The sequence below is a fragment of the Paenibacillus sp. HWE-109 genome (genome assembly GCF_022163125.1).
Lineage (GTDB): Bacteria > Bacillota > Bacilli > Paenibacillales > NBRC-103111 > Paenibacillus_E.
Genome location: NZ_CP091881.1, coordinates 328,420 through 352,397 on the forward strand (window position 1 = coordinate 328,420; position 23,978 = coordinate 352,397).

The window sequence follows — 23,978 nt, forward strand, 5'->3', positions numbered from 1 at the left end:
GATATATGCTATGCTCAAATCATCGTTTTCAAACAGACTGTTTCATATCACCAATAATTTTTTATTATCAATTATAGCATTTCTATGTATATTGCCGATGGTCCATGTTTTAGCTGTATCTCTAAGTTCGGATTATGCGACGACTTCTTATTTGGTTAAATTTTGGCCGGTTGGATTTAATCTTGCTGCCTATAAGACGGCGTTGAATAGCAACAATTTCATTATTGCATTTAAAGTGAGTGTACTCAGGACAGGATTAGGCACGTTAATCACGATGTTCCTTACGATGCTAGCTGCCTATTCGATGTCGAAAGAGGATCGGTATTTTAAAGGGAGAACGTTTTACGCCTGGTTTTTCGTATTTACCATGTTGTTTCATGGTGGATTAATTCCCACTTATCTAGTCGTCCAAAAGTCAGGGTTGACCAACACGATATGGGCCTTGATCATACCTGTCGCAGTGAACGTCTTCAATGTTGTGCTAATGATGAATTTCTTTCGAGGAATCCCCAAAGAGCTGGAAGAAGCAGCTATGATAGACGGTGCTGGACATTTCCGTGTCTTGTTCAGGATATTTCTCCCAATATCATTGCCTTCTATAGCAACACTATCCTTATTTACCATGGTGTTTCATTGGAACTCTTGGTTCGATGGTATGATCTATATGAACAAAGCCGATCAATTCCCGCTAGCTACATTTCTTCAAGCCTTAATTGCTGGATTTGATTATACCAAGATCGGTCTCAACCCGTCTGATTTGGAGGAACTATCGGAACGCTCGCTTAAATCGGCACTTATGTTCATTGGAATTTTTCCGATCTTGCTCGTTTATCCAGTGCTGCAAAGATATTTTGTGAAAGGAATGACGTTGGGATCTGTCAAAGAATAAGCCAAATTGCTACCTTTTCAAACCGAGAGCAGTTGGTACGAAGCCTGAGGGAGTAGTAGTCATTCTAATTGACGGCTCCAAGCTACTCAGTGCCCTCCAGAACGTTCAATTGTTCAATGGAGGCGAGGTGCTGGTTTTGAATAAAGAGAACCAAATTCTTTTATCCACCTTGGAAACGAATCAGCATCCGGTATTAACGAATCGGGTTCTTTCTGAAGATCAAGGCTTCTTCCATGAAACCCTCAAAGCTGACTCGGCTGATCGATTACATGAGGGGAGTAACGAATTTCAATTTATACAGCACATGATCTCCAACACCGTAAATGAAAAGGAACAAGTAAAAGTTCGTCTCAAGCAGCAGAATTATTTGCTGCGATCTAATTTTATGAACAGGTTATTAAAAGGCAGGTTAGACAACCAAATCCCGATAGAGGATGCGCTGCCTGCTTTCGAGATGCACTTTGACAGTGAACATTATGCCGTTCTTTTATTTTATGTAGAAGCAAACGAGCTGTTTTTTTCGAGTATAGATGGAAAGAGTGAGAATGAAAAGTCTAGACTGCTTCAGTTTATAGTGGCAAATGTTGTTGAGGAAATCATAAACGCAAGGCATATTGGATATATGACGGAGATCGATGACATGCTCGCCTGCATCATCAATTTCCGTGACACAGAGCAGGCAGGCGGCTTGACCGAACTGCGTCAGATGGCAGGTGAAGCGCAGCAATTTTTGAAAAATAAATTTAAAATCGAACTTACGGTTTCAATCAGCAACATTCACACGTCCATTGTCAATCTGTCGATTGCCTACAAAGAGTCCGTTGACGCGATGGAATATAAGCTTATTATGGGCAGAAAAGAAATTATTTCTTTCAATGAAATTCAAAATGAAGCGCTGGGCGAAATCCCTCCAGATTATCAGGACGCAGATATGAATATCTCCATGATTGGTTCACGATTTGATATGAAATCAATCTATTTATCCAAATTATTCAGAGAGCAAACAGGAGAAGGGCTTCGATTACATGAATAAAGTTCGTATTGTGAAAGCAAAGGAATTGATTGAGAGTCAGAACAACACCCTAAATGAGATATCAAGTCTCGTCGGTTTCAGCGATGTCAACGCATTGATCCGGATATTTTAAAAATATGAGGGAGTTACGCCTGGCAAATATAAAGAAATGTATTTAAAATGACCGAAGAAGGCTGCTGCAAAGCAGTCTTTTCTTATTTTTGCCTCCAAGAACATCTAAGGAACTGTATGATGCTTATAGACGGTAAAATAGCTGCTTTGAAGATTTAATGTACTGGATTGGCGCTATCGAGCACATGATAGGTGGAATTGTGATCATTTGGGTGAAATAGAGCATCTGGGATTCGTTAGATTTTCAGAAGGCGCGATTTTGATCGAATAGAGGGTATTGAGTTCGTAAGGGGACTTGGACTAGCCTTAAGGTTCATTGTAAAAACGGAGTTACTACAGCTGCCTCGTGTGGGAGAGAACTACAGTACGCTATTATAGCCAAAGGTGGCATTATCGCGAGGGTGAGGGAACTGCAGGGCGCTATTTTGCTGTTTCACGAGAAATTCGGCGCTTTTCGTGGAAATAAGAGCCTGTAGTTCCGCTCTGACCCTCGCATCCCCAATATTCGCCCAAATAGCGTCCCAGAGTTCCCCTCACTAATTTTTTTGCCTTTTGCTACTAAGAGCCTGATCTCTCTGAGCCGAAACCGTTTAGTGTGTGCTTTCTTATGGCATAAGCAAGACATTTACTCCCTAGAAAGTACTAGCTTTGCTCGTATCTGGACACCAGCGAGATGATCGGTAATAGCGGATCAAGATGTCTACTGCTTCCGCAGTTCGCAGATGGGTGAGTGCTTCCACTGCATAAGCTCTGACGTAACGGTCTTGGCTATGAAGAGCTTCAGCCAAGGAACTGACAGCTTCCCTGACATCCCCGACATGCCCGGTACGAAGTAGCGATAGTGCCGCAGTATATCCAATCTTATTCGTAATGTAACGCTGAGAGACTGCATAAGACGTTTTCGCTGTTTGATTGCTGGAATCTGAATCATCGTTAGTTTCACTTCTTAATGAATCCTTTAGAACTTTAGCTAATGCCAGAACAATGGATTCATCAGCATTTTTCATCATACCTAGTGCTTCGACTGCATTTCGGCGAACCCATTCACTCTCATCTTGTAAACTTGAGATTAGCGCGGAAGTAACTTCACCTGCGGAAGATCCAATCATTCCAAGTACGAATGCTGCTAATGCCCTGCGCTTCTCGTCTGTATGCTTCATAACACGAAGCAGCTCGGGAATTGCCTCATCGCCAGCTGCTTGCAATCCATATGCTGCTCGTTCAGCAATAAGGGTTGAGCCCTCAGTAAGATGGCTGATTAGGGTGCTAATACCTTGTATTTCAAGGTGTCCAAGCGCATAGGCTGCATTCAAAGCCGTGGTTTCCACCGGATCATTTAATAGAACACCAAGCGAAGGAGCGCAAGAAGAAGCTGTTGCTCCTATCTGGCCCAATTCGTCAGCAGCCCGGCCGCGAACGGTAGGGTCTTCAGACTCAAGGTTGATCTGTAATGACAACAATCGCTTCTCGCTCGTACTGTTGTTAACTTGCTTTATTAGCCGTTCACCGCGAAGCCAGTCCCAGACGTCCTGCCATAAATTTAAGTGGGCAGCAGGTGTTCCTTCTGGCACAATCATCTCCTTGCTTTGATGATTCCAGGTCGGAATCTCCGGTGCATGCAATCTTAGGAATTGAAACTTAAGCATATAACGATCTAGTGGTGATACATTAAGCGAAGCTCTATGCCACAAATCGAAATGTACGAGCACCATCGTACCTGCCTTACCTGTGGGCAACAGGGTTTCGCCCTGTTCGTCGATAAATTTTTCGTAATATTGGGTGCCAGGCATGATCGCAGTTGGACCTAAATCTTCTGTTATATCGTGGGTGTAATAGAAGATCATTGCCCACCATGGACGGTGGCTCCGCATGGAAGACCAATAGCCGTCTTTGTGCCATTGTCCGCCACCAGGAGTCGCATTTCCAGGTTGATTGTAATGACAGTGGCGATGAGGATGCATGTAATAGTCAGGACCTAATACACTGCTTAAGGCTCCGTTGACGGTCGGCGTATCGAACAGCTGTTGAATATCTGGGACACGTGGGAGAATGTTGTTTCCTGGATTTCCTTCATTGTGCATAACGTGATTAATCTGGTTCATAATGCTTTGATGAAGCTGATTAGGTAATTCGTTCCGAAGAACAAGATAGCCTTTCGTAATAAATTGCATCATTTGTTCATCCGTCAACAAGTAATTGGATTCTGTCATCCTAAATCCTCCTAGGAAATGTCGTCTTCACTTAGATATACTACAAGGTTTGCATTATTTTGTATTTGCAAAATCGTCAAAAATTTGTACAATCGTCATATCAATTGTTTATAGATGGAGTCGTTAGGTGGTGTGGTTAATGGTGTTGGATTTCGCTGAATTTCATCCTTATGTGTACTATGCAACCAGATATCCGTTCTCAAAGGCTCAGACTAGCAACAATCGGATTTGTTACACGTCCTCCTTATATTTGATAAGCGAAGGCAGAGGTGTCATTCAAACTGGTGGTCGTACTTATGAAACAACAGCAGGTTCTCTTGTGTTCATTCCTGCTGGCCAGCCCCATCATTGGGTTGCCGACAGCTTAGATCCAATGGTTCACATTTGCTGTTATTTCGATTGGTCCTATGTAGCTCGTCGAGTCGATTTCGCCGATCCGAGCCGAATTTGTTATGATGTTAACGCGCTGGAGCCATCATTGATTGGCCCCATTTTTCCATATTCTTTACCCGAGTATTTGAAAGTAGAGAAACTGCAAATATGGATGGATTTTTTCGAGAAATTTTATACGGATAATTGCTATACGAACGAGAGGACTTATATTCGTAATTTAAGGATTCAAAGCAGTTTCCAGCAGTTTATCGAGTTTTTTCTAACTTTTGCCCTGAAAGAGGAGCATATCCCTAATCTCCGCATGTCCAAGTTGCTTGATCGATTGGATCAGGATCTGGTACTTGGCAATCCACAACCGTTGGAAACGTATTACAAAGAATTAGGTATAAGCCGAGGTTATTTTTTTGATTTGTTCAAACAAGTAACGGGAGTTCCGCCTACCCAATATGTCATTCAATTCAGGATTAACCGCGCGAAAGAGGACCTCCTCTTCACAAACCTGAATATCACTGAAATCGCTGAAAAACACGGTTTTTCATCTATCCATTATTTTTCGAAGCTATTCCGCAAGTTACACGGTCGCTCACCACGGGAGTACCGGGAGGAGAAGAATTACATGTAGTATCCTATAAAAAAAGCAGGATACAAATTTTCATTATTTTGGATAATAATCGGGAATTAGGTCATTCTAATGCTTATCGTCCATAATGCGACGAATGATGCTGATGACGGGGAGTGAACGTAAACTCATGTTTCAAGGCAAAAAAAAGCATATCTGGATCTTATGCATTTGTATCGCCTTGTTCTGCTCATCCACAACGACTGCTTTTGCTTATGGCAAAGGAGCTAAGGGACCGGATGTGTATGCGGTTCAGGGGATGCTGAAGTCACTTGGCTACTATGGTGGTCCTATTACGGGCTACTATGGAAACCAAACACAAGCGGGTGTCAAAGCTTTCCAAAGCAGATATGGTCTTCCGGTAACAGGTGATGTAGATGATCAAACCTTGCAGTCCATCCTATGGGCATACGGGAATCTGAAAATACCGAAAAAGACGCCGTCCACGCCGACGCCTACACCAGTACCGATATCTCCGACGCCAACTCCGGTACCGATATCGCCAACCCCGACCCCAGTTCCTCAGGTTCCATCGGAGACAGGCTTGACGGTTGAGGAGCAGCAAATGCTTGATTTGGTGAATAAAGAACGAGCAGCCGTGGGACTTTCTCCACTTCTAGCGGATGCGGCGCTGATCAAAACGGCAAGGCTCAAAAGTCAGGATATGGTTGATAACAAATATTTCTCCCATGATTCACCAACGTATGGATCGCCATTCGATATGATGGAGAAATTCGGTATAACGTATAATGCCGCTGGCGAAAATATCGCTTGTAATCAAAGCGTACAAGCAGCGCACGAAGCCCTGATGAATTCACCTGGCCACAAAGCGAATATTCTAAGCAAAGATTATACGCATATTGGCATTGGTATCGTTAATGGGGGACCCTGCGGCAAGATGTTTACGCAGCAGTTTATTGGGAAATAACGACAGGCCTGTTAGCCTCTGCCCGAATGATGGGTGGAGGCTTTTTTATGCGGAAAATTCAGCATGTTAGGGAACAGGGACCCTTTATTTCAAGAGATTGGCTAGGCAGATAGCCAGGCAGTTCGCACTCGCCGCGGAAAGCTCGCGGCGCACTCGTAAATTTGACAATGAGAATCATTGTCAATTATGATTGGAGCATACGTATCAGAGTTGCAAGGATGTGGCTGTATGGCCTATGCCCGGGATGGGCTTGCTGCTGTACAATGCCACGATGCATGACAGCCTAACAGACGAGACGGTTTACCATTTATTGTCCCAATCATGACTGTATTCTCATGGCGGAGTAATCTAGAAGACTAGATCGGAGGAAACATAAACATGGAGCTAACAAAACTTATCAAAGAACGACGTTCCGTACACCAATTCGATTATAAATCTGTTCCGTTGGAAGTGGTGTCCGAACTTCTGGATACGGCCGTTTGGGTACCTAATCACCGGATGACGCAGCCGTGGCGCTTTGTCATCATCCAAGGTGAGGGGCGCCAGAAACTGGCCGATATTGTGCGCAAGTTCAGAGAAGCCAATGAGCCCGATCCTGTGAAGGCCAAGGAAATTGGCCAAAAGCTATTCGACAAGTTCATGTCTGTGCCTATGTTCATTGCCGTTGTCCTGCAAGTGAATGCGAATCCAGCTATAGCGGAAGAAGATTATGCCTCGGCTAGCTGTGTCATTCACAATTTCAGCTTGCTTGCATGGGAGCAAGGAATTGGCATGGTGTGGGAGACGTATCCATTGCTGCGGTTAGATGCTTTCCGTGAAGCTTTCGGTGTAAAGCCGGATGAACGGATAATTGCCAGCATGCATGTAGGTTATCCAGGGAAAATTCCACCCGCGCAGCAGCGCATACCGGCTAGTGAACGCTTGACGGTGTTGGAATAAGGTCTCTAATGGAAAGAACCTTCAAGACCACGAAAAGTGGCATTGAGGGTTCTTTTTTACTCAAATTTATTTGTTTTGGGTTGATTCAGGAGTCACACCAACTGCCTAGAGAAGATCTTCTCTTTGGGCGGCGAAGCTGGGTATCTGATTGCTTATGTGGTTTAGTCGAGCACGATGCCATTGTTCAAACTCATTGGCGCTAACAGGACGTGAAATCAAGTAGCCTTGGATGCTATCGCATTTGTGCTGGGCTAAGAAGTTGTATTGTTCTTCCGTTTCAACGCCTTCTGCCAACACATTCATATTCAGGCTGCGGGACAGGGAAATGATGCTTTTGGCAATTTGGGCGCCTTGCGGAGACTTGTCTCCGATAAAGGACTTATCAATTTTGATTTGATGGACGGGCAACTTGTGAAGCAGGGAAAGTGAAGAGAAGCCGGTACCGAAATCATCGATCGCAATCGAGATGCCAAGTGCGGTTAACTGATTCAGTAAGGCAAGCGCCTGCTCTTCGTTCTGTATAGCAACACTTTCGGTAATTTCCAAACAAAGATACTTGGCATCTAATCCCGTTTCCTCCAGAACCGCTTGCACCTTGTCTGCGAAATGATGCTGATGAAATTGCAGAGTAGAAATGTTAACCGCTACCTTAAGGGCGGGCAATCCCTGATCCTGCCAATGCTTGCACTGCAGGCAGGCATTGCGCAGCACCCAATCTCCGAGGGGCACAATAAGCCCGCATTCTTCGGCGAAAGGAATGAACTGAAGCGGCGGGACCATGCCTTGTTCAGGCGAGTTCCAGCGAACAAGAGCTTCCATGCCGCAAACACGGCCATCAGTCAGGTCAATTTGCGGCTGATAATAAAGCACCAGCTCATCGCGTTCAATAGCTTTGCGCAAGTTGCGTTCCAAGGCGAGACGCTCATCGGCCATATGACTCATGGAAGGCTGATAGGCTTCCATTTGGTTGCGCCCTTGTTCTTTGGCTCGATACATCGAGATGTCTGCGCTCTTAATTAAGGAATGAACGTCCTTGCCATCATTCGGGTAGAAGCTGATACCCATGCTTGCGGTTACGCTCAATTCAATACCATTCTCAGTGTATGCAGCGTTCTGGAAACGAGCAATTAGATGATTGGCGATTTGCAGTCCATCATTTTTGCTTGGCAAATTAGGGAGGAGAATGAGAAATTCGTCCCCGCCTATCCTAGCAACGGTACTTCCTTCGTAGAAAGGCTCTGATAAAAGGCCTGCCACAAACTGCAGCAGCCGATCACCGACTTGATGACCGAGGCTATCGTTAACAATTTTGAAACGATCCAAATCCAGCAGCATGACGGCAAGCAGCTGATTCTCTTTTTCGGCTTGCTGTAATAAGTCTTTCACAACGCGTTGAAACTGGTTGCGATTGGGCAGGCCTGTCAGGGCATCGTGATAAGCGAGGAAGGAGATTTTCTGTTCTGCTTCCTTTTGTGCGGTGATATCTCGTAGAATCATAAACTCAAGCGTTTCGTCCCCAACATCCAAATAGTCGGTATCGATGACCAAAGTCATCGGTTTATTGGTCATGATCGATAGTTTATTTACTTCGAAATTGTGCAAGGAATGCCTAGCATCGAAGAGCTTACGGTGCGACTCAAGCAGCTCTGGCTGCTGTTCCTCGGGAAAGGTATTCAGAAAGGAATACGCGTTAGGTGAATGTTCATCATCAACCGGAGGCAGCATTCTTTTGCCAGCTGCATTAATTTCAACAATATTCCCGTCCTTGTCCAGCAGGGCAACACCGAAAGGAACGAGATCGAACAGCATCTCATACTTGCGGGATTCACCGGGCAGCAAATCATATCTTTTGATAATCGCACGAGCGGCAAGGACATAGAAGATCACCGGATGAATGGAGAGTTCGGGCAAAGTCATAGAAATATGTACAAGATTGGTGAAAATGGACACGAGAATACCCCAAAATAAAGTGACAAGGCTAGTTATCATCAATATGACATATTTACGCCGGTGAATGCCGGAATGTGCACGTATGATCCTGACGAGCATAAGTATTTCAGTAGTTACATACAGCAGCACAAACAGCAGAAAATAAGGAAATAATGGGCCGGCGACAGGTTTGATCCACTCGCTATTCGGTTCATATCCCTTAATGACATAGGGGGTGAAGACGGCCAAGGGAGTAAACAAGCAAAAGGGTACAACGTATATGACAATTCGGACTGTGCGGGAAAGTTTGTCGCCAATTTTGCTAATGCTGAAGTAAAACATCATACCCAGACCTGTGGAAAGCAAGATGCTTGGGAAGAAGATAATTTGGTAAAAAAAAGGCGCATAGGAGGAGGGAAAAAGATTCATTAAGAATTGAGTCAGGAAAATGACCGCGTAGTTGGCAACGAAAAGGGTAGCTGCGCGATGAATCTTGCTTTTGGGATTTCGGAGCCCAATTTCTATAGAGGAATACAAAAAGTAGATGGAGGGAAGAAGATAAATTATACACGTTAGTATAAGATGACGCGTGGACATTAAGGACTCACTTCCTAACTAAGACGGATAACCGACTTTATTCGACATGAATAGGGTAATTCCTTCCCAAATGATGACATTTATGTCGAAAAACCCTTTGCCTCAGACTCCAAAAGGAACTCCGTGCAAAGGGTTGAAGATGTAATGAGCGTTGCTTCTGTTATTAAGTTGTAGAAACAAGTTTAATCGCCTGAGTCCATTCCGTATATTTCTGTAAAGCGGCTCCTTGCTCAATCGCATGTCGAGCCAAGTAAATGCCTTCTTCGATCGAACCTGCTTTTTGTGATACCCACAAACGAACGGCACTATTGAGTAGAACCATGTTCAAATAGGGGAGTTCCGCTTCTCCGCGCAGTACGGCGAGGGTGGTTTCACCTTGCAGCTGGGCTGTCCATTCAACCTCGGGGACCTCAACCATTAATTCATAAATTTCAGGATCCACGATAAATAACTCACTGGCCCCGTCTTGAATCAGGTAGGTTCGTGTACGCTTATCGATGGCCAGATCTTCCGAACCTTCCATCCCCTGTACCACGATACCGCGGGATATCCCTAATTCGATCAATAAATTAGTGATTTTCTCGAACACAGTGCCGTGGAACACACCGACCGCCATGAAAGGCGCTTCTGTGAAACGAAGCAGCTTCTCTGCGGTATTGAACACAGTGCGCAGCCCGAGTTCTTGGCGCAGTTCGCGCAGCTCGCCGAGCGGCGGGCACCAGTTTTCCGTTGGCGTGAACAGGAAACCTGTTCGGGATGCAGCGGAAACGAGCGCTTCGCGCGATGCGGAAAGTGCGGGAACGCCTAGCGCTGCTAGGACATCCGTCAGCGTGATGCCCCACTTGGGCGGCATGCTGGGGCTGCCGTGCAGCGTAGTTGGCAGACCGCAGGCCGCCAGCACGAATGCCGTTGGCAACGTCGCAATGAACGTGCGCGCGCGTCCGTCATAAGGGCCGGCGCAGTCGATGCTGCCGGGGATAGGATAAGCGTTCGTCCGCTTGCGAAGCGCATGGATGAACGCTTTGATCTCATCCGGCGATTCCATTTTAATACGCTCGGCGACGAGGAAAGCGCCCATTTGTGCTTGTGTCGCACTGCCTGTAAGCATGAGTTCTGCTGCCTGTGAAGCCTCCTCATACGTGAGGTCTCTGGCTCCGCGTTTGCCGCGGCCCACTTCTTTGAGTAAAGATATCATCGTTTCCGACCTCCTTGATTCTGATCCTGAAGTAGTTGATACACCTTGACAATGGAGGTAGCCACGTCTACCATTCGTTTACGTTCATTCATCGCTTGTTTACGTAAAAAATCGTAGGACTCCGCTTCGGAAATCCCTTTTATTTCACATAAGATCCGCTTCGCTTGATCTACCCATTTCCGCTCTTCGAGCTTGGACAGAAGCTGTTCACGTTCTTGCTGCCACTCGGTTCGTTGAAAATAATGATTCACGCCCAGCAGCAAAGCGCAATGAACTTCCAGTGCAGTCATTGTTGAACCAATTAAGCCATCAATGCCGCCATCGACCTTGCATTCATGGGAAGGAAACGTTAGTTTGTCGCACCACCAGAATAAGGGGAGGCTTTTGAGAGCAAACACACGATTGCGCCACGGTTCTACTTGATCAGGACTTACTGATAATAATACAGCATCGACCTTAGGAATGATAAAGGAAATTTCTTTGACAGTAGAAGCGGCATATACGCGAAATCCCAGATCCTTCAACATCTCGTCAGGCAAGGATTCCACGGCACGTTCTGAATCATTCAGCGCAGTGGAGGACGAGGAGGTAGCTGAGCGAGTTGCTTTCAACTCGTCGATCAGTATAAATGATTGCAACATTTGAATACCTCCATCGTGATTAGCTTTTCACTTATGGTAAGTTCATGTTAGGTTTAAGTGGTGTGTGAAAGATTATACGGCATTACTATAGCATATGGCATTGAAATTTGTCGATATGATACATTGATTCTCATTGATAAAATTTTTGTGTTATGTTTATTGACATAGTGAGAGCGCCATACTATAATCAAGTTAGAAATCGGCACAATGATGTGCCACTGAGCAGCACTAACGATGGCAATGGCGCCTATCCCCTTACAACTATGTAACTGGATAGGCTTTTTATGTTCTTACAACTAAATAATCTAACATGCTGTTCACGATGATGTGACAGCAGTGGCAATGAGGCCGAAAAACATCCAGCATATAGGCAGCGGATTGTTTTTCGGCCTTTCCTGTCATAGCCGTATCAACTACACTAGGGTAGGTACAAAAAAGAAGGCGAAAAGCCTCGCAAAAGGAGAGGGATTGCATGGTTGATCGGAAGAGTTTTTTGCAAGTAGGACACAAAGGGTCGTTATTTAGTTCATTCTTGTATTTTGACATGAGTTTCATGGTTTGGGTCCTTCTTGGTCCGCTTGCGGTTATTCTTGCTAATGATTTTCATCTCGATGCCGCTCAAAAAGCCAATCTGGTAGCTTTGCCGACACTCGGTGGTGCGGTTCTTCGATTAGTATTAGGTGTACTGACAGATAAAATAGGCCCCAAACTAACGGGGCAAATCGGACTTAGCTTAACCCTCGTACCGCTGTTCTGGGGCTGGCAATTCGCCAATTCGATGGGAGATATGTATTTCGTGGCATTGATGCTCGGTATTGCAGGTGCCAGCTTTGCAGCCGCGCTGCCATTAGCCAGCAGTTGGTATCCCCCGCAGTATCAAGGCTTAGCGATGGGCATCGCAGGAGCCGGCAACAGCGGAACCATCTTTGCAACCTTGTTCGCTAACCGGATCGCCCAGCACTATGGGGACTGGCATGTTGTTCTCGGTCTTGCGATGATTCCAATTGCGTTGACACTGATTGTTTTCAGCATTCTGGCAAAAGATAGCCCGAATAAGCCAGCGCCCAAAACCATCGCCGAGTATAGCAAAGTATTGAAGCAAAAAGATTCTTGGTTGTTTTGTATTCTTTATAGTGTAACGTTCGGTGGTTTTGTAGGAATGGCTACGTATTTAACGATCTTCTTTAATACACAATACGGGCTCTCCCCGGTTCGGGCTGCTGATTTTACAACATTATGTGTGATTGGAGGAAGTTTCTTCCGCCCAGTAGGTGGCTGGCTGGCAGATAAGATCGGCGGAATTCGTATGCTGATGGTTCTATACGGCATTGTGGCTTTAATGATGGCAGGTATTTCTACACTTCCTGCACTTTCGCTCACAACAGTGATGCTCTTCATTGCCATGATGGCGTTCGGGATGGGGAATGGTTCTGTGTTCCAACTCGTACCACAGCGCTTTCGCAACGAAATCGGTGTGGTAACAGGAATCGTAGGTGCGGCGGGCGGTCTCGGTGGTTACTTCCTGCCGAAGATTCTTGGTAATTTGAAATTGTCTACAGGTTCTTTCACACCAGGGTTTCTGATTTTAAGCGGGATTGCAGTTGTTTGTATCTTATTGATTGCAGTCGTGCAAGGACAATGGAAAAGGACCTGGATTGGCGAAGGCGGTAAAGTAAAAGCAGCACCTGCTTCGCTGGATAGCCTGCATGCTTAAGTAGCGGATACAAGCCGCTGGCCCTTTGGTGGCTGGCGGCATCATGGTAAAAGTATTTGCTCATGCAGCTTGCAAGCTCAGGCTGCATGAGCAAAGACGTTTGCGACTTATCGTCTTTGGTAGTTCTTAACGAACTATTCAAGCTCCATATCCCAATTTTGTCATTTGGGAGCACTGACTTGCTCCGCCGCTCCCTGTGACCCTTTTTAACCGGGAATGGAACCGTACTAATCGGATATCGAGTATAGACATAGAAGAGAGGAAGATCGTTATGACCCAAAAAGAGAAGTTAGTCTTGGTCGGCAATGGGATGGCAGGCGTTAATGCGGTTGAGCACTTATTGAAACTTACACCTGATAAATATGAGGTTACGATTTTTGGGAGCGAGCCGCATCCGAACTATAACCGAATTTTGTTGTCGTACGTACTTTCCGGTGATTCCAAAGTAGAAGATATCGTCATCCATCCTTACGAATGGTATACGAATAACCATATAACGCTGCATACGAACCAAACGGTTACACAGATCGACACAACCGCCCAAACGGTAACGAGTGACAAAGGCTTAACGGTTTCTTACGATAAATTGATTTTGGCAACAGGTTCCAATCCTTTTATGATTCCAATGCCTGGTGCGGATAAAGAAGGGGTCATGGCGTACCGGACCATCCGTGATTGCGAAATTATGATTGAGTCTGCGAAAAAGTATAAAAAAGCCATCGTAATCGGCGGCGGTTTGCTTGGACTAGAAGCTGCCCGCGGCTTTCTGAACCTAGGCATGCAGGTGGATGTCGTGCATATCGTAGATACGATTATGGAACGTCAACTGGACCGAACAGCTTCCAAAATGCTGCAAGCAGCTCTTGAGGAACAAGGCATCAACTTCCTGTTAGCAAAGCAATCGGCTGAGATCGTTGGCGACAAGCGGGTAACCGGTTTGAAATTTAAAGATGGCACGGTTGCCGAAGCCGATCTCATTGTGATGGCGGTCGGTATCCGTCCCAACGTTGAACTGGCCAGAAATTCCGGAGTGGAATGCAATCCGGGTATCGTTGTCAATGACTATTTGCAAACCAGTGTGCCCAATGTGTATGCCGTAGGCGAATGCGCGATGCACAGAGGAATCGCTTACGGCTTGGTAGCACCGCTGTATGAGCAAGGTGCGGTGCTCGCTAAACATTTGGCAGGCGTAGAAACAGGTCCATATGAAGGGTCGATTTTATATACGAAATTGAAAGTTTCCGGTGTTGATGTATTTTCTGGCGGAAAGTTTGTTGATGCGGAAGGCACCAAAGCGATTCGTATTCATGATGAATTCACAGGCGTTTATAAAAAAGTTGTCATTCAAGACAACAAAATCATCGGCGCCGTTCTTTTCGGGGACACAGCAGACGGTACGCGGCTTATGCAAATGATTAGGGAGGAAACCGATGTCAGCGCTATGGCCAAGACGTCGATTTTAACGGATTCCTCGAGCGGAGAGGGTAGCGCTTCAGGGGTTGCGGAGATGAAAGAGGACGCCATCATCTGTGGTTGCAACGGTGTAACCAAAGGCACGATCTGCTCAGCTATCAAGGAACAAGGTTTAACGACGGTCGATGAAGTGAAAAACTGTACGACAGCATCCCGCTCATGCGGCGGTTGCAAGCCGCTCGTCAGTGACCTGCTCGCGTTCACATTGGGGGCTTCCTATGATAAGAATGCCGTTAAAGAATCAATCTGCGGCTGTACAGATCATACGCGTGATGAGGTTGTTGAAGCGATTCGTGAAAAAGGATTATCCCATGTGCGTGAAGTGATGAACGTGCTTAGTTGGCATAATGAAGAGGGTTGTTCCAAATGCCGTCCGGCACTCAACTACTATTTGGGCATGGTGAGCCCTTCCACCTATCAGGATGACAGCACTTCAAGATTCGTCAATGAGCGAATGCACGCCAATATTCAAAAAGATGGCACGTATTCTGTTGTTCCACGGATTTATGGCGGTGTCACCAATCCAACCGAATTGAAACGGATTGCAGAAGTCGCGGAGCAATTCAAGGTTCCTACTGTGAAATTCACAGGCGGTCAACGTCTTGATTTGCTTGGCGTGAAGAAAGAAGATTTGACTGCCATGTGGGAAGCGTTGGATATGCCTTCCGGTTATGCTTACGGGAAAGCCCTGCGCACAGTGAAGACCTGCGTAGGTGAAACGTTCTGCCGATTCGGGACGGGTGATGCGATGGCTGTTGGCATAGAGTTGGAGAAACGGTTTGAGCGATTGAACACACCGGCCAAAGTGAAGTTAGCTGTGTCTGGGTGTCCTCGCAATTGCGCGGAATCAGGGATCAAAGATTTGGGTGTTGTTTCTGTAGATGGCGGCTGGGAGCTGTATGCCGGAGGCAATGGTGGAGTGAAAGTGCGCGTCGGCGACCTGTTGACTACCGTGAAAACCGAGCAAGAAATTATTGAGTATACAGAAGCTTACCTGCAATATTATCGTGAAACAGGCAAATATGGCGAGCGTACCAGTGAGTGGGTTCATCGATTAGGGGTCGAACATATCCGTGATGTGGTTGAGAATGAGGAAGAACGCAAGCAATTATGCACGCGTATGGACCTTGCGCTTTCCGTGACGCAAGATCCGTGGAGACAGGCGATCGATAGCAAAAAAATTCAACGCGATCTATATGAAGTTGTAGAACTGTAGAAATAGACGAGGGTCGGGAGGAGTCGGAATATGAAAAAACAAGAGGAGCAAATGATATGGGTGCAGACCGTATCTTATGAGGATTTGGCGATCAATACGGGAAAAACAATTCGTTATCAAGGCGAAGAAGTAGCGCTGTTCAGAATGAAAAGCGGCAAACTCCAAGCGATCCAGAACCGCTGTCCTCATAAAGAGGGCGTTCTGGCCGAAGGAATCGTGTGTGACGATCACATCTTTTGCCCGATGCATGACCGCAAGATTCATCTTCCTTCGGGACTTGTTCAGGCCCCGGATACGGGCTGTGTAAAAACCTATTCAACGAAGATTGAAGATGGCACGGTCTATATTGGTTTCCCGACAGCAGAAGAAATGGCTAGTTAATGAAATAACGATTACAATAGGCATCTATAGAGAGCATTATAGCGGGGGTGGGAGTTATTATATCACCATTATTATCTTTATCGAATGAACAACCATCCTCCCATTGCTGCTTCTGCAGCATGCAGTGTGGACTGGAGATAGTGCCTAGTGAACGAACAACGTCAGGTCTTAGTATTAAACCTAGTCAAAGCTTTCCGGTAGCTACCGGCAGACTCTGTCAAAAGGGGTTGAATGCACTCGAGCATGTGCTCCATTCGGAGCGAATTCTTGAGCCTTTGTTCAAGATCGGCAATGATTCGCAGCGGTGGCAGCAGATAACATGGGATCAAGCTTTCACTGACATTGCGGATAAAATTAAGTCGCTGCAAACGGCTTACGGCCCTGATGCCATCGGTGTCTACGGCGGCGGGTCACTAACGAACGAGGTTAGCTATCTGCTTGGCAAATTCACACGTGTTGCATTGCGCTCCAAATATATTGACTATAACGGTCGATATTGTATGTCATCAGCCGCTGCCGCCAGCAATCAAGCCTTCGGCCTTGACCGGGGAATGACGATGCCTCTGACGGAAATCTCCAATGCCAAGTACATCATTCTGGCAGGCACGAATATCGCGGAATGCCAACCGACGATGATGCCCTATTTGCTGGAAGCGAAGAAGAAAGGCGCCGTCATTGTGACAATCGATCCCCGAAACACGATGACATCCAAGGTAGCAGATATCCATGTGCGCTTGCAGCCAGGCTTCGATTCTGTGTTTATCAATGGTTTGCTGCATGTGATGATCGAGGAAAAGCTTGTCGATCAGCGGTTTATCGGAGAGCGAACGTCTGGTTTTGAACAAGTGAAGGAAGCTGTAAAGTCATTTACTCCGGCGAGGGTAGAAGCTCTGACGGGTGTTCTGGAAGCCGTAATCCGTACAGTAGCAAGGGGGTTCGCGAAGGCGGAGACGGGGATTGTTCTGACCGCTCGCGGATTGGAACAGCAAGTAAACGGTGTGGAAAACACGTTGAATTATATCAATTTGACCTTATTAACTGGCAAAATAGGGCGTCCGGGCTGCGGATATGGTGCGGTTACAGGCCAAGCGAACGGCCAAGGCGGACGTGAGCACGGGCAAAAAGCGGATCAGCTTCCCGGCTACCGACTGATCGAAGATCCAGCCGCTCGCGAGTATGTGGCCAAGATTTGGGGCATTGATCCGGGCGAATTGCCTGGCAAAGGTGTTTCTGCTTACGAATTGCTGCAAAAGATTGATGAGGGGGAAATCAAGGCGCTGATCGTCCTTGGTTCGAATCCACTGGTCTCTAGTCCGAATAACCGGATGGTGGAGCGAGCTCTTCAAAAACTCGATTTGCTGGTTGTAGTTGATATGTTCGAAACCGAAACGGCGCGTTATGCGCATTACCTGTTGCCGGGATCTTCCTTTGCCGAAGCTGAAGGGACCATGACGAATTTGGAAGGTCGTGTGTTCCATCGTCAGAAGGCCATGGAGCTTCCGGGCAACAGTAAGCTCGACTTCCATATTATTTGCCGCTTGGCAGAAGCTTTAGGGCGAGGCGCTTATTTTCAATATGCTGATATTGAGGATGTATTTCGTGAATTAACGGCTGCAACCGCCGGAGGGAAAGCCGATTACAGCGGGATAACATATCGCAGGCTTCAGGAGGAAAAGGGCATATTCTGGCCTTGTCCCTCGCCGAATCATCCAGGGACTCCGCATTTGTTTGAGCGTCGCTTCCATCATCCGGATGGGAAAGCCAAACTGTTCGGGATTCAGCCCAAAATGCCGGCCGAACCGATCGATTCGGATTATCCGTATGTATTGACAACGGGGAGGCTTGCGAATCACTATTTAAGCGGTGCGCAAACCCGCCGAACCGATGCTTTGAACAAGAAGGCTCCAGTGCCAGTGGCCGAAATTCATCCTTGGCTGGCGAAACGAATCGGACTCGGAACGGACAATCAAATCCGCATTACAAGTCGGCGGGGTTCATTATGTTTGGAAGTGAAGGTAACGGAAGGCATTCAACCACGAACCGTCTTCGTACCTTTCCACTGGGGCGACGAACACTCAATCAATGTCTTGACGAATGATGCGCTGGATCCTACCAGTCGGATGCCGGAATTTAAAATTTGCGCCGTGCAAATCGAATGTATCTAAGACCGTACTCAGCTCAGTTGGCTTGGCCAAAGGACGAAGCTGGTGCGGTCTTTTTCTGCGCCGAGAAGTTTCAAGTAAGCTTGCTCGGGGGCTTCCGAGATGCGCACGCCATTCCACGTATCGATCACGATTTTACGCAGGTGATGCTGCTTGAGGAACTGACGGAACATACTTTTGAGTTCTTGAGCCACAATGGCAGGTTCACTAACAGCGCTGCCCGAGGATGGCATATGATAGATTCGTTTCCCATTATTTTCAATCCAGTATAACCATTCACTGCCTTGGAGCGCCAAATAATTGCCTTGTTTGCGTGAGAAAGAAATGCCAGGCATAGCAGGCCAGTCCAGCAGAAGTCCATATGGATTAGCTGGATCTACAGCGCTTAACAGGGTGAATTTGGCTGGACTTTCCCAAGCAGCGGGCTGCTGGTGCAGAAGGCTGATGAATTCTTTGGTGGCAAATTGCAAGGCATGCAAATCCGCAATAAACAGTCCTCGAACGACTAATCCCCATTCCTCCAATTGACGCAGCGCAGCTTGAATGGACTCCCACGGAAACGGGCAATAGGCTGAAACGATAGTTTTGGTGACAAGTCCAAAACGTTCTAACAAATGATGTGTCCACTGCATAGCAGATGCCTGCTTATCAAAGGCAGGTTCGATTAACGATTGCAGCGCATACCAGCGACCTAGTCCGGACTGGAATTTCTCCGGCTTCTTGGAAGCACCCATCGCATGCAAGCGAAGAGGGGCAAACTGGTCGTTGGCGGCCTGTCCGTCCCAAACGAGCTGAAGCAATTCTTCCAATAAAGAAGAAGGCGTTTTTCCTGTTTCGATGCCCAGTTTACTAAGAAAACTTGCCCCTTTTTCCTGAAGCAAATGAAGTAAATAGGGCTGGGATACGGGTCTGGCATTCACGTCTGCCAGCCAGGGAGCGAGCAAAGCGTGATGATCCGAGAGAAAGAAGGCAATCCGGCCTTCCTTTTCATCCGGTTCTTTGCGCCCCATCCATAGAATCTGCCCTGAAGAACACAGGGTATCGAGATCCTGCTTGCGATACGAAAGTTGACGACTCGGGAATAACAGCGATTCCCAATGTGAAACGGGCAGGAAGAAACCCTGTAAATCCGTAATGATCGAAAGCAGCTGCTCCATCCCGGATATCTCCGTTTGCACGGTGAGCTTGCGCCTGAGCGGCATATGCGCTAAATACGTGGATGGCGAGATGGCTCCACCACCTCGGCGATAAGACTGCAAGGACATGCGAATTAAGCGGGAGGCCACCTTGCTGCTGGTCCAGAGCTCTTCTGTATCTGCTTCAGCAAATGGGGCTGCTGCTATCGTTTGGGATTCTAGCGCCGCTTGAATCCAATGATCTGCTACGCCAGGTTCAATTTCAAAGCGAGAGACAAGTTCATCCTTTGTAAAAGAAAGTCGCCCATCGGCAAATCGTTGAAAGATGAAGGTTCTGGAAACCGCATCTTCGGAAAGTGTGCCATAGAAATCCAGTTCGTCGCTGCACAGATAGCGGGTTTCATTCGTATAAACAGTTGCGGCGATCTTGCCTTCTTGCAGGAGCTCATCGATCCATGCGGCTATCCAAGGTTCATCTGGAGCGCTGACTTTAACGAGTTCGGAAAGCGAGGAATCCCCGCGTTCCTTCAGAAAACGCAGCACGTCACTGGCAGAGGAGAGCGGTTCATCTGTCTTCGTGAGCTTATGTTCCTCAGCTTCGATTGCTTGAGGGCTGACGACGTTGCGAATGGCGGCCGTTCCGAAGATTTCGGCGGCCATTTGTCGGCTGAAACCTAGCAGTTCCACTTGCAAATCCTCGGAGAGAGCATCGGATTCGTATATTTTTTGCGCCACATAGTCCGATTTGAACTGGGCGGCAAGTGGGGAAGGGAAGTGGTTGCGATGAACGGCAATCTGAATATCCCCTGTCTGAATAGCTATGAGAGTATTCCTCAGATTCGGTAGATCGACGTGATCTTCCAAACATTCACGCATCGCTTCTTGGAATAAAGGAAAACGCTCCTTAAAGGGCAATGCTTCCTTCATGAGCTCCTGCCCGCGCAGCCGCTTGATCCAAGCCGGAACGCGCGTAAAACTGCGGGAGAGCAGCAAGGAGGTTTCGGCTAAACGCTGGAAGGCTGCGCCGAACATGCCGGACTCGGCAACTGTTTCAATGACGAACTGTTCCGCTGCCTCGGGTTTCAAAGATAGAATGGCAGGTAGTAAAGCATCATGGAAACTAGGGAATATTAGCTCAATACCATTGTCTTTGGCATTGGCGTAGATAGCCGTTAATCCTTGTTGCTTGAGATGTTTCTCTATTCCCATGAGCCAAGAGCGATTTAATTTGCGGCCAAATAGGCTGTGTAAAATGGTATGTGCTTGATTATTCTCATCCAAAAAGGACTCGATGACAATCGTTGCATCGGTGGGTACAGCGTTCACTGCTAGTTGATTGCGGACAAGGCTGATCAGGGATTGACTGGCTTCGGCGTCAAAATAATAACGCTCCTCGAGCCAATTCTGAACATCAATGTCTGCCTCGGTGCGCGACTTGGCTTGCAAACGATCTCGCAGCTCGCGCCAAATGTGACCGGTTTGCACACCGAGTTCAAAGGACTTTCCGCCGGATTCGCCACGCCAGAAGGGGATTTCGCTGTAGCGATTCTCAGCTTCCTGTACATAAATACGCTCCGGGCGCTTGCGCACGATACGCCATGATGCTGTGCCTAATTGGAAGACGTCGCCTACGGACGATTCATGAATGAATTCTTCATCCAGTTCTCCAAGATGAAGACCTGTTTCGTTGTGATGCACGGGATAGGCCGTACTTTGCGGAATGGTGCCTGCTCCGGTCAGCGCAGCCATCTGGGTGGCGGCGAGCCGTTCGAGGGTGCCGGTTTCGCGGTTCCATGCGATGAGCGGGCGAACGAACGGATAGAGGCCAGACAGGACTTCCAGCATCGCTAACCAGCGTTCTTCCGGCAGCTCGTGGAAGGAGTCGCTCTGCGCCAGCAAGCGCCCCAGCCTCGCCACATCCAGCTCGTCGCCCATCGCCGTCATGGCGACGAGCTGCTGGGCCAGCACATCGAGACTGCCCAGCGGAATGCGGATGTCCTCGATGTCGCGCGCTGCGATCCGCCGGCTGAGCACGGCGAGCTCCGGCAGCAGGCTGCGGCTGCGCGCCAGCAGCACGCCCCGGCTGACGCTGCCGACGGCGTGGCCGGCACGGCCGATCCGCTGGATGCCTGCGGCAGCGGAGAAAGGAGAGTCGAGCTGGATGACCAGCTCGACATGACCGACGTCGATGCCGAGCTCCAGCGACGACGTGGCAACCAGGCAGCGAAGCTCGCCTGCCTTGAGCATGCGCTCGACCTCGAGCCGCTTCTCGCGGGCGACGCTGCCGTGGTGGCTCTTCGCGATCTCATGACCGACATGGTCATTGAGTCGCAGGGTAATGCGTTCGCAAAGCCTGCGGCTGTTGGCGAAGATCAGGACCGTGCTGCAGCCTTCCATCAGCTGCAGCAGCCGCTCTACCAGCGGCGTCCATATCGCCTCTTTGTCTGCCCCGGCCTTCGCAGGCTCCGGCATCGTCACCTGCAGGGCATATTGCTTCTCGGCTTTGCTCTCGATAATGCGGACTTGCCTTGGCTGATCCCCTTCCCAGCCGCCGAGAAACTGCGCAACCCGCTGGATCGGCTTCTGTGTGGCGGATACGCCGATCCGCTGGACGGATCGCCCGCACCAGGCGTCAAGCCTTTCGAGCGTGAGCGACAAATGCATACCGCGCTTGTCCGCTGCCAGATCGTGAATCTCGTCGACGACGATTTGTTCCACGCTCTTGAGCATATCGCGCGCGCGCGTTGAGGTGAGCAGCAGGTACAACGATTCTGGCGTTGTTACCAATAGGTCTGGCGGCTGCTTCAGCATCGACGCTCGCGTGCTTTGGGGCGTATCGCCGGTTCGCACGCCGACGCGCAGGCCGCGCCAGGTGTTTTCATGATTCATTGAAACGGCCAGCGCTTCAATTTCCCCGGCAAAATGGATCAAATGATCATGAATATCGTTATTGAGCGCTTTCAGCGGGGTGACCACCAAGACGCGTACACCCGGCACATAAGCATCGCCAAGCGCTTGTTTCGTCTGTACAACTTGGTCCATACCCGGGAGTAAGGCAGCCAACGTTTTACCTGATCCCGTAGGGGAAGATATGAGCGTATGCGCTCCGGTACGTATCGCATTCCAAGCCTGCTTCTGCACATCGGTTGGTTCACCGAAACGGGAAGAAAACCATGCTATCAGAATCGGATGAAAATGAGACAGCTCTGGCGCTATGTTCGTCATATCGTTCTCTCCCTTGCTTACACTTTATTCCAACATAGCATATTGGAAGGCTCTTAGCCAACGCCGAGAGAACCTTACTTACTTTTATGTTACTAACGCATCATTTTTTCAGTTCTTATCAAGCTTTACATTTGCCCTTATACTTGGGAAGACAAGAAGATAGGCAGCTCATTTCAAGGGAGGCAACAAGGTGATGGGAAAAGCGCGAGTCATTGTTACTGGAGGCAGCGGTAAAGCAGGCCAGTGGATTTTAAAACATTTTGTGGAAAATGGGTATGAAGTCATTAATTTGGACGTCAAGGCCCCGGCTGAGCCGATCTGTCGGACGATTATTACGGATCTCAACGATTTGGGGCAGGTTCATAATGCCTTATCGGCTTTTAGCAGTGGGAATCGGCAGGAAGTTGCAGGCATTGTTCATTTTGCGGCTATTCCGCAAGCCTATACACATACGAATGATGTTTGCTTTCGGAACAACGTGATGAGCACTTACAATATTTTGGAAGCGGCAGCCAACCTGGGAATTAAGAAAGTGGTTCTGGCATCGAGCGAATCATCTTACGGTATCTGCTTTGCCAGTGAATTCATGGAGCCGCAATATGTGCCTATCGACGAAGCTCATCCGCAATTGCCGGAAGACAGCTACGGCCTATCCAAAGTGGTGAACGAGGTCACCGCACAAGCCTTCCACCGGCGGACGGGCATGCAGGTCATCAGTTTCCGTCTGGGGAATATTCTAGTTCCCGAGAGCTATGCGGAGCTGAAAGCCAACTTTGATAACACAGAAGCGCGTTTGCGGATACTGTGGTCGTATATCGACGCCAGAGACGTAGCCTCTGCTTGTTTGAAAGCGATTGAAGTCGATGGACTTGGCGCTGAGGCCTTAATCATTGCAGCGGATGACAGCTCATCGAATCGGCTTACCCGAGATTTAGTGGCGCAATACCTCCCCGGAGTAAAAGATATACGTTCATCCCTGGAAGGGAGAACATCCCTAATCTCCAATGCAAAGGCCAAGAAGTTGTTGGATTGGGAGCCGCAGATTCATTTGATGGAGCAATCGTAGTAGCCGCAAAAGCGAACAGTCCTTTTGAGTAAGCAAAAGGGGTTGTTCGCTTTTTTTGAGGTCTTGAGTGGCATCTAATGAACTGTAGGATGCTTATCGACGAGAAAATGGCTACTTTGGA

The 23,978-nt window shown here is 47.9% G+C and carries 15 protein-coding genes; 10 read left to right on the top strand and 5 right to left on the bottom strand.

The features are described from left to right. The first annotated feature begins 10 nt into the window (after nt 1-10). Together LOZ80_RS01495 and LOZ80_RS01500 are read left to right on the top strand one after the other, a co-directional pair. Nucleotides 11-889 (top strand): carbohydrate ABC transporter permease, encoded by an 879-nt coding sequence (locus LOZ80_RS01495; protein WP_238169772.1) that lies wholly within the window; start codon nt 11-13, stop codon nt 887-889. A gap of 136 nt (nt 890-1,025) precedes the next feature. Further along, complete coding sequence (locus LOZ80_RS01500) at nt 1,026-1,922, top strand: hypothetical protein (protein ID WP_238169773.1); 897 nt, start codon at nt 1,026-1,028, stop codon at nt 1,920-1,922. Nucleotides 1,923-2,665: 743 nt separating this feature from the next. On the opposite strand, the gene LOZ80_RS01505 is transcribed toward LOZ80_RS01500, so the two are convergent. Continuing rightward, nucleotides 2,666-4,243 (bottom strand): HEAT repeat domain-containing protein, encoded by a 1,578-nt coding sequence (locus LOZ80_RS01505; protein WP_238169774.1) that lies wholly within the window; start codon nt 4,241-4,243, stop codon nt 2,666-2,668. A 139-nt stretch (nt 4,244-4,382) separates the two neighbouring features. Here LOZ80_RS01505 and LOZ80_RS01510 point away from each other — a divergent pair, with 139 nt between their 5' ends. From LOZ80_RS01510 to LOZ80_RS01520, 3 genes are all read left to right on the top strand, one after another. Beyond that, nucleotides 4,383-5,258, top strand: coding sequence for an AraC family transcriptional regulator (locus LOZ80_RS01510; protein ID WP_238169775.1), 876 nt, complete (start codon nt 4,383-4,385; stop codon nt 5,256-5,258). Nucleotides 5,259-5,385: 127 nt separating this feature from the next. Next, on the top strand, nt 5,386-6,183 hold the full coding sequence (locus tag LOZ80_RS01515) for a peptidoglycan-binding protein (protein ID WP_238169776.1): 798 nt from the start codon (nt 5,386-5,388) through the stop codon (nt 6,181-6,183). A gap of 378 nt (nt 6,184-6,561) precedes the next feature. Beyond that, the gene (locus LOZ80_RS01520) at nt 6,562-7,122 is read left to right on the top strand and encodes a nitroreductase family protein (protein ID WP_238169777.1); all 561 of its coding nucleotides are present in this window, start codon (nt 6,562-6,564) and stop codon (nt 7,120-7,122) included. Between the two features lie 105 nt (nt 7,123-7,227). Here the strand turns inward: LOZ80_RS01520 and LOZ80_RS01525 are convergent, their stop codons facing one another. From LOZ80_RS01525 to LOZ80_RS01535, 3 genes are all read right to left on the bottom strand, one after another. Beyond that, a complete protein-coding gene (locus tag LOZ80_RS01525) occupies nt 7,228-9,648 on the bottom strand; it encodes a putative bifunctional diguanylate cyclase/phosphodiesterase (RefSeq protein ID WP_238169778.1) in 2,421 nt (806 codons plus the stop codon). Nucleotides 9,649-9,811: 163 nt separating this feature from the next. Further along, nucleotides 9,812-10,843, bottom strand: coding sequence for an anthranilate phosphoribosyltransferase (locus tag LOZ80_RS01530; protein WP_238169779.1), 1,032 nt, complete (start codon nt 10,841-10,843; stop codon nt 9,812-9,814). Then, nucleotides 10,840-11,484, bottom strand: a complete 645-nt coding sequence (locus LOZ80_RS01535) for an ANTAR domain-containing response regulator (RefSeq protein WP_238169780.1) — start codon at nt 11,482-11,484, stop codon at nt 10,840-10,842. Before LOZ80_RS01535 ends, LOZ80_RS01530 begins: the two co-directional genes overlap by 4 nt. Before the next feature lie 472 nt (nt 11,485-11,956). On the opposite strand from LOZ80_RS01535, the gene LOZ80_RS01540 reads away from it, so the two are divergent. The 4 genes from LOZ80_RS01540 to LOZ80_RS01555 all read left to right on the top strand — a co-directional run bounded on the left by LOZ80_RS01540 (nt 11,957) and on the right by LOZ80_RS01555 (nt 18,433). Further along, nucleotides 11,957-13,198: a nitrate/nitrite transporter gene (locus tag LOZ80_RS01540; protein WP_238169781.1), complete on the top strand. Its 1,242-nt coding sequence runs from the start codon at nt 11,957-11,959 to the stop codon at nt 13,196-13,198. A 271-nt stretch (nt 13,199-13,469) separates the two neighbouring features. Next, nucleotides 13,470-15,887, top strand: coding sequence for a nitrite reductase large subunit NirB (nirB, locus tag LOZ80_RS01545; protein WP_238169782.1), 2,418 nt, complete (start codon nt 13,470-13,472; stop codon nt 15,885-15,887). Between the two features lie 30 nt (nt 15,888-15,917). Next, complete coding sequence (gene nirD, locus LOZ80_RS01550) at nt 15,918-16,268, top strand: nitrite reductase small subunit NirD (protein WP_238169783.1); 351 nt, start codon at nt 15,918-15,920, stop codon at nt 16,266-16,268. 140 nt (nt 16,269-16,408) lie between these two features. Continuing rightward, nucleotides 16,409-18,433, top strand: a complete 2,025-nt coding sequence (locus LOZ80_RS01555; protein WP_238169784.1) for a molybdopterin oxidoreductase family protein — start codon at nt 16,409-16,411, stop codon at nt 18,431-18,433. An 8-nt stretch (nt 18,434-18,441) separates the two neighbouring features. On the opposite strand, the gene LOZ80_RS01560 is transcribed toward LOZ80_RS01555, so the two are convergent. Further along, complete coding sequence (locus tag LOZ80_RS01560; RefSeq protein ID WP_238169785.1) at nt 18,442-22,791, bottom strand: DEAD/DEAH box helicase; 4,350 nt, start codon at nt 22,789-22,791, stop codon at nt 18,442-18,444. A 193-nt stretch (nt 22,792-22,984) separates the two neighbouring features. Between LOZ80_RS01560 and LOZ80_RS01565 the strand changes: the two genes are divergently transcribed. Then, nucleotides 22,985-23,857, top strand: coding sequence for an NAD-dependent epimerase/dehydratase family protein (locus LOZ80_RS01565; RefSeq protein ID WP_238172876.1), 873 nt, complete (start codon nt 22,985-22,987; stop codon nt 23,855-23,857). Nucleotides 23,858-23,978: the final 121 nt, after the last annotated feature.

Bases quoted from the DNA above. Each gene is read 5' to 3' on its own strand.
- LOZ80_RS01495 (WP_238169772.1), top strand. From the start codon at position 11: ATGCTCAAATCATCGTTTTCAAACAGACTGTTTCATATCACCAATAAT.
- LOZ80_RS01520 (WP_238169777.1), top strand. From the start codon at position 6,562: ATGGAGCTAACAAAACTTATCAAAGAACGACGTTCCGTACACCAATTC.
- LOZ80_RS01560 (WP_238169785.1), bottom strand. From the start codon at position 22,791: ATGACGAACATAGCGCCAGAGCTGTCTCATTTTCATCCGATTCTGATA.
- nirD (WP_238169783.1), top strand. From the start codon at position 15,918: ATGAAAAAACAAGAGGAGCAAATGATATGGGTGCAGACCGTATCTTAT.
- LOZ80_RS01565 (WP_238172876.1), top strand. From the start codon at position 22,985: ATGGGAAAAGCGCGAGTCATTGTTACTGGAGGCAGCGGTAAAGCAGGC.
- LOZ80_RS01525 (WP_238169778.1), bottom strand. From the start codon at position 9,648: ATGTCCACGCGTCATCTTATACTAACGTGTATAATTTATCTTCTTCCC.
- LOZ80_RS01530 (WP_238169779.1), bottom strand. From the start codon at position 10,843: ATGATATCTTTACTCAAAGAAGTGGGCCGCGGCAAACGCGGAGCCAGA.
- LOZ80_RS01505 (WP_238169774.1), bottom strand. From the start codon at position 4,243: ATGACAGAATCCAATTACTTGTTGACGGATGAACAAATGATGCAATTT.
- LOZ80_RS01510 (WP_238169775.1), top strand. From the start codon at position 4,383: ATGGTGTTGGATTTCGCTGAATTTCATCCTTATGTGTACTATGCAACC.
- LOZ80_RS01515 (WP_238169776.1), top strand. From the start codon at position 5,386: ATGTTTCAAGGCAAAAAAAAGCATATCTGGATCTTATGCATTTGTATC.
- LOZ80_RS01535 (WP_238169780.1), bottom strand. From the start codon at position 11,484: ATGTTGCAATCATTTATACTGATCGACGAGTTGAAAGCAACTCGCTCA.
- nirB (WP_238169782.1), top strand. From the start codon at position 13,470: ATGACCCAAAAAGAGAAGTTAGTCTTGGTCGGCAATGGGATGGCAGGC.
- LOZ80_RS01540 (WP_238169781.1), top strand. From the start codon at position 11,957: ATGGTTGATCGGAAGAGTTTTTTGCAAGTAGGACACAAAGGGTCGTTA.